Source organism: Mucilaginibacter sp. SMC90 (genome assembly GCF_022811725.1).
GTDB lineage: Bacteria > Bacteroidota > Bacteroidia > Sphingobacteriales > Sphingobacteriaceae > Mucilaginibacter.
The window spans coordinates 7,471,050-7,485,112 of sequence record NZ_CP094527.1; the positions used below are offsets into that span (position 1 = coordinate 7,471,050).

Consider the following 14,063-nt stretch of genomic DNA (forward strand, 5'->3'; position numbering starts at 1 on the left):
AAAACAAAAGGTGCGGGCAAGTTGCCCGCACCTTTTGTTTTTATAGCAAATAGCTTAGTAGCTATTTCACCGTAAGTTCCTTGCCAGCAATATCTTCCCACCGGTAATAGTGAAAAGTTTTATCGGTACTCATCACCACGAAAATGCCATGCTTAAAGGTATCATTTAAAGGCACAGCAGTTACATCACTGCCATCACTTTGCCTTGCGGCAACATTGGCTATTTTTAGCAGCTTATGTTCAAAGGGATTTGCCTTTGAACCCTCACGGCTAAAGATCTGAAAACGGTTAGCGCCCTGGTCAGATACCAGGATGTAGCCTGTTTTATCGGTTAGTTTATAAATAGAAATGCCTTCGTGATCGGCGTTAAAACCCGATGTACCGAATATGGCCAGCTCCTGATCTCCTTTTTCAGGATCGGCATAATACTGGCGTACGCCTACCTGTTCGTCTGAGTAATATATATATCCCAGCTCGTTATCAACTGCTATTGACTCAATTTCTTTTTTACCGCTGTATTTACCAAACTTGCGTACCAGCGTTGCTTTAACATTACCCGTACCGTCATCCTCAAGCAGATACTGCCAGATGTACCCCCCTGTTTGCGGGCCATTTTTGCGACCGGCTATTGCATACATTTTTCCATTTTTTGCTGTATAAATGGATATACCCATCAAATCGCGGTATTCAAAACCTGTTTCACCAACAAAGGCATCAATACCGCCGTTATCTACAGGCTTCATATCTGGTAATGAATAAATTCTGAGTTTGTGGGTTATGCGCTCGGTGGTTATTGCAATATCGGTTGGTTTGCCGCCAAGCATTAAACCATACGCCAAATCGACATTATTGGGACGTTTTAAACCGTGAACAACTTTGTCTTTAATAATTTTCCCCTCCAGGTCAAACACATAAAGCGCACCGTCGCTGTTTTTGTCGGTGCCGATGATAAGGCTTTTAGCCTTGTCTGCCGGGTTAATCCATATAGCCGGATCGTCTGTATCATATAAAACCGGCTCTGTAGTTACCACGGGTTTTATTTCAGGAGCTGTAATGCCGGGGATGGTGAGGTTTTTATTGTTGCGCACCTGGCTTTGGCCCCAGGCGGTATTACCAACGGCAACAGCGAATGCCACAAAAGCTAATTTTCTTAACTTATTCATTATCAATATCAATAAAAAAATGATCCTGCAGGTGTGCAGGATCATTGCGATGAGTTTAATTTTTTGTTCCGAAAGCGCCGATGTAATTAGCAGGGTCAGGAGATACGTAAGTTATCCCGTTAACTGTAATACCTGCAGCATGGTGACGGGTAAAGTTGGTTACGCCATGATTTAAAGCCGGGGAACCGCTTTGCAAATGAAAATCCCAGTTGGTGTCATAAACAGCATTCAACACTGGTGTAGATTCGGGATAGTTCACAAATTTAGGGTCGTTATCGCCGGCGTTTGTACCTCTGATCTCATTAACACCGCCAACAATATCTTTTGAAGGCTGAAACTGGTTTACCGTGGTTTGATCATAACCGTAATAAAGGTTATTACTGATAACGGTACGTTTATCTTCGGTAGATTTGGTATCGCGTTTGACACCAAAACGGGTATTGGCAAACAGGTTGTTATAAAGATCGGCGTGAACGTTGTTCTCCAGCCAAACAGAACCACCTTTTGCCGATGGCCTGCGCCAGCCGGTGTTCACCATCGTATTATTGTAACATATAATGTATGCCTGCGGGTCACGATCGCCCGAGTTTGATAGCTTCAGCGCGTTGGTATTGGCGCTGTAAACAAAGTTAAAGCCAACATCGGCCAAACAACCCGATTTAAAGTTCATGGCCTCACCGCCGGTAACACCTGTTGTGTAAAAAGTATTGTTGGCAAAAATGATCTTGCCGCCTTCAATATAGGTACAATCTTCCTGGAAGTTACGCACAGTTGAGTTTACAACAATCAGCTTGCCGTTAACATTTGAAAACCAAAGCGCAGGTAAGTTTTCGCCTGCTGCAGCTTTATAAAGGCCCATCTTTACCGACGATGAACCATCAGACGTAGTGTTACCCCCATACTCCAGAATAGTATGATCAAGCACCAGCTCGGCACAGGTTTTAGCTGCAAGTATACCACCCCACATTTTTCCGAATTTTTTTGCATCGGTTCGGTACTCTGGGTTTACGGTTATCCTGACAGGATTTTCGTCAGTTCCTAAAGAGTATAAGTTACCCTTTACTATAAACTCGGGTTTGGCAAGGGTATCCATCAAAACGGTTACGCCCTCTTCAATAGTAAGCGACTTACCTTCGGGAATAATGATATCTCCTTTAATAACCTGCGTACTGCCTTTTGCCCAAACACCTGACACCTCGCCATTTGCCGATCCATCGGCAGAGCTGGTATCAACATCAAGATTAGCTTTTCTGCAACTGCTAAAGGCCACAGCCGAAAGCAGTATTGCGGTGAATATTTGTTTTAGTTTCATTGTAATGCCTTTTATTTATGGTTGATAAATTATTAAAGTTTGTAGCGTACGCCTATCAGGTAAGTTTGCTTATAGTAGTCACTGCGGATCAACGTTTGACCGTTTGCAACGATATTATCATCTTTCAGCGTTGCGTTTTCAGGGTTGGTACCTTTCAGGAACAACTTAGCCGGGGTGTTAAGCAGGTTGCCCGCTTTAATGAATACGCTCAGGTTATTTTTGAAACGTTTTTCGGCCGATGCATCCATCTGGATAAAACCGCGCTGCCAAAGGTCATTGTTCAGAAACTGCGATACGGTATTGATACGCGGCCCGGTGTAAGCTCCGGCAATTTGCGCATCCCAGCCTTTTTTGGTGTTTTTGTACAATAAAGACAGGTTGGCAATATGTTCTGACTGACCATACAGCGGCCTGGTTTGATCCACCGAAATCTTGTGTGTATCACCAGAGGTGGCATCAGTTACATAAGTATCTTTAGGTGTAGTGATGCGTGAATGAGTGTAGGTATAGTTTGCTTTTACACCAAACTTGTTAAAAAATTTAATGAAATCGAGTTCTAACCCATAGTTTTTAGCTGTACCAAAATTACCAGGAATGTAATAGGTATCCTGTCCGCGAGTAGCATCAGCCTGGAAACTATACTCTATCGGATTTTCGATCTGTTTATAAAACGCACCGGCTAATAATTGCATACTTGCATCCGGGAATAACTCGTACCTCAAATCGTAATTATCCGCAACAGCGTGTTTCAGATCGGGGTTACCGCGTTCATCATATTCATCACCCGGCCTGCCGCCTGGTATAAGTTCGTAAAAGCCAGGCCTGTTAATTGATTTAAAATAAGAGGCATGAAGCTGCTCTTTATCACTTAAAAAGTATTTCAGCGTTAAGCTTGGCAATACGTCGGTATAAATTTGATTACCGGTAGGGCGTGATTCACCCTGCGGAAAAAGCATACGATATCCCTGGTTAGTATGCTCAACACGGGCACCGCCAACCACCTGGATAGTTTTTGTTGTAAATTTAAACATACCATATCCTGCGCCTACTTTTTCAGATGCATCATTAGTGAGGGAGTTGTTAACTGCTCCGGCCGGGTTGGTTACGTTAAAGTTAAGCTGGGTATAATTTGTAAAATCGGTACCGTACAATGCACCTGGATTAGCAGCAGTAAGATTGTAATTGTTATAAAAGCTGCTGCGCTGTTTATCACGATATAAACCACCGGCAGAAAAATCAACATTAACTCCGCCAACAGGTGCAGTGTAAGTAAGATCAAGGTAGCCTGCTTTATCCTCATCAGTATTACGTTCCCAGCGGTGGGTAAGCGATGTGCCATTTGTTAAATAAGTGGGTTTATCCACAAAGTTTTCGCGTACGCCATTTAAGTCGATGGTAGTGTTATTAGGTACCTCATTTTCGGCAGAAGAATAAACTGCCGACCATTGTACCTTAAGTTTATCGTTAAACAATTTATGATCGCCTCGCAGGGTTCCACTATAAATTTGCTGTTCGGTAAAACGGCTGCGGGTTGAATAACCTAACTGGGCATTTCCTTTATCCGGATCATAATCGGTTGAGAAACTGGTAGATTTTTCATCACGCACCTGAATACTGGTCAGGTTAACATAAGTATTAAACAAACTCAATTTATTACGGCTGTTTATCACATAATCAACTTTTGAAAACAAACCGTAACGCTTTTGCTGTTCTGAATATTCCCTGTCATCTCTACTGGTAACCGCAGCATACTCAGAAGTTGGAACAACCTTGGTGTTGTAGAAAATACTGTTGCTGCCGCGGTAGGTGTTTTGGTAACTTCCTGCTACCAATACGCCCAATTTATTGTTGAAAAAACGCTGACCCAGTGATAAGCTGCCCACAACGTTTGGTGCAGGGTGCTTAAGCGAATAATTTAAAGTTCCGGTACCAAAATCGGCCTGGGTTGCCTGGTAGGTTTTACCGTTTAACTCATAAGGCGATTTGTGGTTAATGCCTGAATAATCGTAGCTCATAAACTTACGATCAAAAAGTAACTGGCTATAACCACCGGCAATGTTAGCGTTTACTTCAAAACGTTCAGGAGCATCTTTCATCACCATGTTAACAACACCACCAACGGCATCGCCTTCCAGGTTAGGGGTAAGTGTTTTATAAACTTCCAGCCTTGATAGCAGATCGGAAGGGAAAATATCAAGCGGTACATAACGATATTTGTTATCAGGACTTGGGATTTTAATGCCGTTTACCAGGGTATAGTTATAGCGTTTATCCATACCGCGTAAAATGGCGTATTGCCCATCACCGTTGGTATTACGCTCAACCGATACACCAGATACGCGGGAGATAACGTTAGCCACCGTTAAATCGGGAGATACCTCGATGGCCCTGCCCGATACAATGTTCATTACCTGCGTGGCCTGCTGCTCAATGTGGCGGGCGGTTCTTTCCGTTCCACCATTTTTTTGCGATACTACGCTGATCTCCTGTAATTGCTTGTTTGCCTCTTCAAGGTAGATTTTCAAATGCGGGTTATCATCTTTGGTTATTTCAACCTGTTGCGTTGCGGTTGTATATAACACGTAAGAAACCCGTACCGTATAAGTACCTTTTGGCACGTCCTTCAATTCAAACGATCCATCCAGACCGGTGGTCGTGGCAATCTTCGTTCGGTCGAGACTAACGGTGGCCCCCACCATAGGCTCGCCGGTTTTGCGGTCATAAACATGACCTTTTAACTTTGTTGCGTTGGCAGCGGTAACGCACAAAAGCATGAATAATAATGTTTGTAAGTATTTTTTCATTTTGCGAAACGTTTAATGCAATTGTGATTTGCTTTTTGACGGCGCAAAAGTGTTTAAACCGGCTATACATCTGTTAAAATATGCCGTTACAAAAAGGAAACAGCGTTACATGATGCATATACACAATAGCAACAAAAAAATACAATCAAATGATTTTCAATGAATTAACAAAAACACAAACCTCCATTATCATTCAGTTACCGTTACATTAAGCTAATGTTAACAACCCCCAAACGGTAAAACGGATAGCAATTGAACTATAGGGCTTGTATGAAAGTGGTAAGGTTTTCACCCTGATCAATATTGAGTTTTTTCCTTAAACGGTAGCGTGCAACCCGTAAACTATCGATAGAGATGCCTAACAAACCGGCAATATCCTTCGAATCCATATTCACTTTAAGCAAGGCTATCAGGCGCAAATCTGTTGAGGTAAGATCGGTACTGCGCTGCTTTAATTTGTCGAAAAAGCTTTGGTGAACCTGTTCAAAGGCAACCGTAAATTCCTTCCAGTGCTGCTCGTGGTTAAAGCTTTGGTTTATTTGCTGAATAATCTGCTGCATCTGCCGCTTTTGATCGCGCTTATCTTCCTTCACCATATCCTGCAGCGTATTGCGCATACTCTCCAATAGCTGGTTGTTTTTGATGAGGTTTAGGGTGTGGGAGGATAGTTCCTGCCCTTTATGGTCAAGTTGTTGTTTAAGACTCTCTTCTTCAAGCCGCTTATTTTTCAACTCAAGCTCCATCAGATCGCGCTGGGCTTCAAATATCGACCGGTTCTGTTCGGCCAGAACCCGTTGGTCTCTTATTTTGAGGCGCTGCCTGCTAAAGGTTACAAAGCCAAGTACAACAAGCAGCAAAAAGATAGTAATACCCGCAATGGTAATTATCTGGTTGGTTTTACGGATATTATTGAGCCTAACAATTTCATCGCTTTTTTTATCCATATCATATATCACCTGCAAAAACGAAGTTTGCTTTAAACTCTCCTTAGAATACACATCAAGCGAGTATTTACGGCTCAATTCGAGATAATGGTAAGCGCTGTCCATCCGGTTAAGCAACTGGTACGATTTCCCGATGTCGCGGCACGAGGCCGCCAATTGATACAGGTTATGTGTTTTTAATGAGAGCATATATGCCTTCCGCGATTGCTGAATCCCTTCTTCATATTTACCGGTTTTCCGCAAAATATCGCCAATGTTATTGATCACCTCAATGCTGGCAACTTCGTTATTGTATTTATGATAGATCTCTAATGATTTTTTAAAGCAGGAGTACGATGAATCATAATTGGCCAGGTCTTCATGAATGCTGCCGAGGTTTTCGTATATTTTTGCCTGCCCGTAATCGTCGCCTATACGCTTATAACTACTTAGGGCCAGGCGCTGGTAATAAAAAGAACTGTCGTATTTATGATGCTTTTCATATAAGTGGCCTATAGCGCCAAAAATCTCGGCCTGCCCTTTTTTGTTATTGGTTACCTTATATAATGACAGCGCCCTTTTGTATAACTGGAATGATTTATCTGATTGCCGGTTATAATAGTACAGGATCCCCATTTTACCCCAATTTTCGGCCAGCAAATCCTTATTTCCTATCTGCCCAAACACCTTATCGGCGTGCAAATAAAAGTCAAGGGCCTGTGCGTAATGCCCCTGGTTAAAACAAATCTGGCCCATTTGCTGCAGGCTCATGCCGGCAGTAAGGTTATCATTATCTTGGATTGCATCGGCATGAAGTTTTTTCAGAATGATAAGCACCGAATCGGGATGCTGCTGGGCCAACGATTGCAGCTCCTGAAACCGGTCGGTTTTATTTGACTGTGCCAAAACCGCTGTACCAGCTATTAATAATAGCAGAAACAACATTGTTTGAATAAGCCAGGCGTAGCGTTTAATCATATCTGAAAATTGAGCGGAGTGATCATCAAGCAGCAGTAGCCACTTTTAATCATCAAAGTATCAAAGAGCAGACAAAGGAAACATTTCAATGTTACCTTAATGTTAACCAACCTGCGTCATGTTAACTATATTGTATTTACCAGGCCGCTCACCCCGCCTCTATTCGTCGTCCTGAGTTTCCTTCAACTCGTCTTCGTTCTTGCCCCTACCCAAATGGATCAGCGGTTTATCCTGCGTACCGGTAATAGTCATCGGGATACCGAAAATGCCGAAAGGCGGTAATCCCAACCTGAATTTCAGGTTCAGCTTACCGTCCAAACCTACCTGGCCTTCAAACCTTGGCCTGAAACCCGCAATGCGCATTTTAGTACGCTCGATGGTCATGATATTATTAGCTATAGTGGTTTTAATATCAACCTTTTTCACATCGCCATGACCAACACTGTCGTGCCCGGTTTGTTTGCCTACGGCACTCAATAGCTTCAACCCATATACTTTTACCTGTTTTACGGAGAGAACGCCACCGCCTTTTAATGAAGGGTAAACAGGTTTCATATCACTGTTAAGTTTGCCGGCCAGTTTATAATCTAAAGATACAACACCTTGTACATGCTCTGCCGAAGTAGCCATGTCATGGAACAATTTGATCTCGCGGTAAGCTCTCTGAATATCAAACTCTTTGGCATTGATGTGATAATCAAAAAACGCTTTTTGCGGATTAATGCTGCCATAAGTAGCATCCATAACAACGGGAGCACCTATCAGACTAAATCCAGCCTGTTTAAGTACGATTTGCCCGTTGGTTATATTCATTGTGCCTTTGGCATCACTGATATCCAACCCGCTATATTTTACCTTTTTAACATCGGCAGCAAAATTAAGATCAAGATTGGAAGGTACCAGTATCACGCCTGATGATTTGGTTGGCTTGGCCGATGGCGGCAAACCCGCAAATGCCATAAAATCATCAGCAATGATCAAATCGCTCTTCAGGTTAAACTCCCCTTTCAATGGTGAGTTTGGCTGCATAGCATAACCTATTACATTGGATAAAGCACCATCAAGCACCACTATTGATTTACCATAGTTGGCCTTAAACTGATCGAACTTCATTTTGTCCTGATTAAAGCTAAACACGCCATTGGTAATAAAAAACGGCTTGGGGAACAGCTCGGTGGTAAGTTTGATATTCTTCACCTTCATGCTGCCTGAGTTGTCCAGTTTATCGTAATGCCCCGAGGTAGCATCGCTTTGCTTACCTTTCAGTTTAAAGTTGGTGCTTACAAATCCATTTACATCATATCCTTTAACAGCAAATACTTTATAAATTTTACCCAGATCCAAACTACCGCGTGATGCCACATTGTAATCAAGATCATCAAAATTGCGAAGATTGGCCCTCAGCAAAAATGGCTGTCCCTCAAAGTTGAACGACACTGGTTTGATATTTACTTTGAGCCCTTTTAACGAACCGGTATTGTTAAAAATGTTAACACTAACCTGTACGTTTTGCATAGGATGCGGATAGTATTTGGTTTGGATGTAGCCGTTTTTCAAATTGATCTCCGCATTGGTAACCGGGAAGATCCGACGGGCAGGAATATATCTGCCTTTCGATTGCAGGTTGGCATCAAAATCACCACGAAAATCAATGCTATCAACCGGGTAAATCTGTTTGATATCGTTTAAATGGAATTTAGCATTTAGGCCTGCATCAATCAATGCACCAGCTTTGTTGCTGAGTTTCAGGTAGCCTTTGATGTAGTTGTTAAGCGCGTTAACATTCAGATTGCGCACATCCATAGTGGCATTGGCAATATTATGATCGGGGCAGGCAGCATCCAAATCAAAACTGATATTGTTGATGGCTTGCGGTAGTCTGGTATATTTAAAATACCCGTTCCGGAATGTTGACTTAAGCTTAAATTGAGGGATACTGGTTATCACCGTATCTACCTTTTGTCTTAAGCCTGATTTTTTTACACCGGTTGTGTATTTGCCTTCAGCCAGTAAGTGTAGCCCGTACCGGCCTTTTACCTGGAATGGCTTGATGCCGAAAACCTTATACCATTGCTCCAGATCAATTTCGGTATTTATCTTGGCATAAATATAAGGCGATTTAATGCCCTGCACTTTCAGTACCGAACCAAAGTAATCTTTACCTATATTGAAATAAACCGAATCAATATTGAGCTTTAAACTGTCGGGGTTAAGGCCCGGCAGACTGGCATCCATATTCAGGTACAGGTTTTTAACCGGTGCAGGGGTACTTTTGTTAACGATGGAACCATCACGCACTTTCATACTGATGCTTAAATTAGGCATGATATTTTTTGAGGCGATGTACTTTCCGCTAAGGTCAAGCTGGATGATGCCGTTACCGCTGATATCCATATTATCAACATATTTGGCGTATTCATCCGGGATAGCGGTAAAAACATCACCAAGATCATTTTGATCGCTCCTGATCTTGAAATCCATATCATAGCCATCTTTCAAAAACTCAAACCGGCCTTTAAACTTAACCGGAAGCTGGTTGATGAGCAGATCGTTTTTCTGAAAAGCAAAAGCGAGTGATTTGGTATTGATACTGGTAACCAGGTCGGCGTTTACTTTTTTCTTAAGCACATATGCCTTATTGCCGTAATAAAAATCAACCGAAGCAGCATCTACATGACTGTAAAGATCAAAGATATCCTTACTTAAATCGCCGCTGCCTTTATAGTTAAGTTCCCGTGCGTTGATTTGCATGGGAAGCGAGCGATCGTCATAAACCAGGTGACTTTTGTCTATCAGGATCTGTTCAATCCCTAATGATGCACTGGCGGTGTCGGCTTTGTTATCTTGTTTTGGAGGAGATGATTTATAAACGTTGTAATTGGCTTTACCGGCACTATCAACCTGTATATTGATCAATGCATGGTCAAGATAGATCTTATTTACATTGATCTTGCTCTTAAACACCGACGAAAGATCAATAGCCAATGAAATTTCTTTGGCCGAAACCAGTGTGTCATTTTGAAAAGGCACACTACCATTCAGCACAAAATCATTAAGTGTAAGGGTTAGCGAAGGAAATTTTTTAAAGAATGATAACCGCGTACTTGAAAACGAAAGCTTGCTGTTTACGCTGCCTGCGGCCCATTGTTTTATTTTTTGTGTCACTGTTTCGGGGAAAAGATAAGGTAACAGGAACATCAACAGCAACAAACTAAAAACGGTAATAGCGCTAATTTTAAGCGTTTTAACCAATATTTTTTTCAAGGGGAACGGCATATGAAATTATTATAGCTAACGAAGCATGAAAATAGTCATAAAACCTAATTGTTGGATATCAAATTATGATGATTGTAATGTTAGGGAAAAGTGAGGAAGAGCGGTGTAGTGCTGTAAACTGATGACACGCTACATGGAACTCCAGTTCTGGTCGAAGTTACGCTATCGCTAAACTTCGACCAGAACTGGAAGAAAGAGTGGTGCGGTGAAAACACCGACCACAGGCTGATCTTATCGGGAATCATAAAACCCAAAAGCCTATGGTCGGTGTTTTCACCGCACCACATGATTTCTTATAACATATGCCCACTATAAAAGGAACTACGAATAAAACCCCAACAGCCTGTGGTCGGTGTTATCACCGCACCACATGATTCATTATATTCGTATTACAAATAACAACAATGCATCAAGGCATAGAATTTTTCACCGCAACCTGTCTTAACTGGCAACCTTTACTTTATCCGGATAATCATAAAAAAATCGTGATAGACAGTTTGAACTTTTTGGTAAAAAACAATAGAATATGGCTTTACGGTTATGTGATAATGCCGAATCATGTACATATCTTATGGTGTAAGCAGCCTGATTGGATAAACAAGAATGTACAACAACATTTTAGCAAGTTTACAGCTCAACAACTTAAATTCAGTTTAATAAATAATTTGCAAAGTCTCGATGGCTATAAAAGCACTCAAAATGACCGTGAGTTTCAGTTTTGGGAACGCAGGCCGCATAAAGCCACAATGTATAACCGCGTAGTGCTCGAGCAAAAATTAGATTATATACACAACAATCCTGTTAAAGCCGGAATCTGTCAGCTTCCTGAAGAATACATTCACTCATCGGCTTCATATTATATAAGCAATGAAGAAAATGAACTGATAACGCACTATATGGAACACATGTAGAAGAAAAAAGTGGTGCGGTGATAACACCGACCACAGGCTGTAAACACATGTAGAAGAAAAGTGGTGCGGTGAAAACACCGACCACGGGCTAAGCAAAAAACAGAAACGGGTTTGCAATGCAAACCCGTTTCTGTTTTTTGTTAAATTTATCACAGCCTGTGGTCGGTGTTTTCACCGCACCACTCTAATAACTAACAGATACTTACTTACCCGCCAGTTTATCTCTCAAAGTTTTCATATAATAACCTCCAATTACACTACGTGCCTGGAAGCCTACCATTTTACCGTTGGTAGTTTCATGCCAATCACTTAGCGGCACACGCGATGAAGTTTCGGTTGCAAATTTGTAAACTGGGGCAACTAAAGCGCTGAAATCGGCTCTGTTATCAGCCATGGATGCTGTCCAAAGGATCCAGTCGCTTTTGGTATAAGTTTTACGGCTATCCAATGGTAAACCAAACTCATTTTGGTGTGTCAGATAGTATTTAAGCTCGGTATCGTAAACTTTTTGAGGGAACAATTTTAAGCCCAATACTTTATCCCAAACCATATTATATTTCTGGCTCCAGGTATCTTTACTGTCAAACACCAGGCCGTAGTGGTCGCCGGCGTTGGCTTTTTCCTGCCATTTTTTAGCCATATCCTTAGCCATCGCCCTGTATTTTTTAGCAGTAGCGGCATCGCCCATCATACCTGCCAATTCGCCGTAAGCATCAATTGCAACAATAGCTTTTACAGATAGGTTGGCGTTGTGGGCCAGGTGACCTGCAAAGTCATCGGTACATAACTGACTACCCGGATCAAAGCCCGATTTGGCAAGGTATTCAGTCCAGATGGTTAATGTTTTCCAGTGTTTTTTGGCATAGTTTGTGTTGCCTTCAACTTTTGCCAAAGCAGCGTTAAGGATGATCATGTTACCGCTTTCTTCTACCGGCATGTCCTCACCGTAAGTTTGACCATTGGCTAATGGATAAGTACCTAAATCATGCGATGAATAAGGTTTATTCCATTTACCGCTTTCGCTGAAATAGAAAATACCGTTCATCATGCCTTTCAACAAATCAGGATTATAAAGCAGGTACATTGGAGCCGAGGGGTAAGTAATGTCGACCGTATTGATAGAGCCATTGCTGAAATTCTCTTTTGATAAGAATAACAATTCGCCTTCAGGGCTTTTAACCAACTGGTGGGCTGCAATGCTTTGACGATAAGCCATAACACATAACTTAGCATATTTTTCGCCACCTGCCTTAATTGCATCGGCCCAGATCTTAGCATCTGTTTTTACACATGATCCTATCACTTTAGCATAAGCTTTGGTAGCATCGCTCAATATGCCTTCGATAGTAGCACCCGGAGTATTTCTCCACCATGGCCTCAAATTGGTTTTGAAGTACTGGATAGCGTAGATATCATCATACCCAACCGAAATAAATTTTGATACCGGGGTTGCCGTCACTTTACCAAATGGCAATACGGTATTTAACATTAACTGCTTACCTGTTACGGTAGCAGTTAATGTTTGTGCTCCCATAAAGGCTGATACAGCATCGCCTTCGGGAGTGATATATTGTTTAGCACCTGCTGTTGACGAAGCAACATAAACATAGCCCCAGTCAATACGCAGGTTATCACCTTTTTTCTGTAGTACAGGTTGTTCAACTGTACCTGCTTTTAGCAATTTAAGTCCATTCTGGCTGTACTTTGATGCAGTAACCTCTTGCGATGGTGTATTTACAGCCAAATTACTTGATACACCCTGATAAATCTGAACGTCATGCGCCTTACCATCGGTTGATTTTAACTGGTAAGTGATGTATGATACCGGGGTGGTAAGCAATTCCAGGTCGCTCATAACCAATGGCGAAGTGAAAGTAAGCTTCAGGTTAACTTCACCCGCTTTAAAGTTATACACTGTTTGGGTAGCTGTAACTTTAACGCTGGTTTGTTCGGCCAGTTTAACGGCCTCGTCATCCTTACTCAATATTTCTTCGGCAAGACCGGCATCAATAAATGAACCGCCGCCAGTGTTTTTGCAATGGATAGCCAAAACATTTTCGCCCACTTTCAGATTTGATTTTGCACTGGCCGATAATGCAACGGTTTCAAAATCGCCGTTAGCACCCCCTTCAGCAGCAATTTGCTGACCGTTTAAATATACTTCGGCTTCATCATCATGATAGATTTTCAGCATTAAACGACCCTTCGGCAATTCGGCGATATTGAATTTACGACGCACCCAAATATCTTTACCCCGCCAGTCGGTGCCTTTACTTGCGCGCTCATCGCCAAATGGTGCAGCACCGCTTTTCCAGGCCTGATCATTAAAGCCCGGTTTTTCCCAGCCATCTGCCGGGGCAGTTTCGGCCTGGTATTGGCTGGTATATGATTTTTCGTCGGTTGCAGCTAAAACTGTTTTGTAATTAACGGCCGATGCGCCCATAAAACGATAGTAATTGCCATCAACCTTAATAAGGCCCAATAATGACTGGTCTTTTCCTGTCCAGTGTTTGGTGGTTGATTCATTCAGTTTATCGGTGTTTGACCAAATACTGAAATAGGTGTTGTGCGTGATCAGCGGATAAGACGGCATCTTATCCTGAGCCAACGCTGTTTGTGCCACAAACGACGCTGCCAGTCCGGAAACGAGCAGGTACGTTTTTTTGAAAATGCGATTCATAAATTATTGATGTTCGG

At 42.1% G+C, this 14,063-nt stretch carries 7 protein-coding genes; 1 reads left to right on the forward strand and 6 read right to left on the reverse strand.

Going from position 1 to position 14,063, the window contains the following annotated elements; genetic code table 11:
* Window positions 1-61: 61 nt before the first annotated feature.
* From MTO98_RS31230 to MTO98_RS31250, 5 genes are all read right to left on the reverse strand, one after another.
* Entirely contained in the window at window positions 62-1,162 is a 1,101-nt protein-coding gene (locus tag MTO98_RS31230; protein ID WP_243483233.1) for a phytase, read from the reverse strand.
* A 55-nt stretch (window positions 1,163-1,217) separates the two neighbouring features.
* Window positions 1,218-2,474 carry a right-handed parallel beta-helix repeat-containing protein gene (locus tag MTO98_RS31235; protein WP_243483235.1) on the reverse strand — a complete coding sequence of 419 codons (1,257 nt, stop codon included), beginning with the start codon at window positions 2,472-2,474 and terminating at the stop codon, window positions 1,218-1,220.
* Window positions 2,475-2,506: 32 nt separating this feature from the next.
* Entirely contained in the window at window positions 2,507-5,278 is a 2,772-nt protein-coding gene (locus MTO98_RS31240) for a TonB-dependent receptor (RefSeq protein ID WP_243483238.1), read from the reverse strand.
* 257 nt (window positions 5,279-5,535) lie between these two features.
* Window positions 5,536-7,179, reverse strand: coding sequence for a tetratricopeptide repeat protein (locus MTO98_RS31245; RefSeq protein WP_243483240.1), 1,644 nt, complete (start codon window positions 7,177-7,179; stop codon window positions 5,536-5,538).
* A 159-nt stretch (window positions 7,180-7,338) separates the two neighbouring features.
* A complete protein-coding gene (locus MTO98_RS31250; protein ID WP_243483243.1) occupies window positions 7,339-10,455 on the reverse strand; it encodes an AsmA-like C-terminal region-containing protein in 3,117 nt (1,038 codons plus the stop codon).
* Window positions 10,456-10,859: 404 nt separating this feature from the next.
* On the opposite strand from MTO98_RS31250, the gene MTO98_RS31255 reads away from it, so the two are divergent.
* Window positions 10,860-11,366: a transposase gene (locus MTO98_RS31255; RefSeq protein WP_243483245.1), complete on the forward strand. Its 507-nt coding sequence runs from the start codon at window positions 10,860-10,862 to the stop codon at window positions 11,364-11,366.
* A 202-nt stretch (window positions 11,367-11,568) separates the two neighbouring features.
* Here the strand turns inward: MTO98_RS31255 and MTO98_RS31260 are convergent, their stop codons facing one another.
* The gene (locus MTO98_RS31260) at window positions 11,569-14,046 is read right to left on the reverse strand and encodes a glutaminase family protein (protein ID WP_243483247.1); all 2,478 of its coding nucleotides are present in this window, start codon (window positions 14,044-14,046) and stop codon (window positions 11,569-11,571) included.
* Window positions 14,047-14,063: the final 17 nt, after the last annotated feature.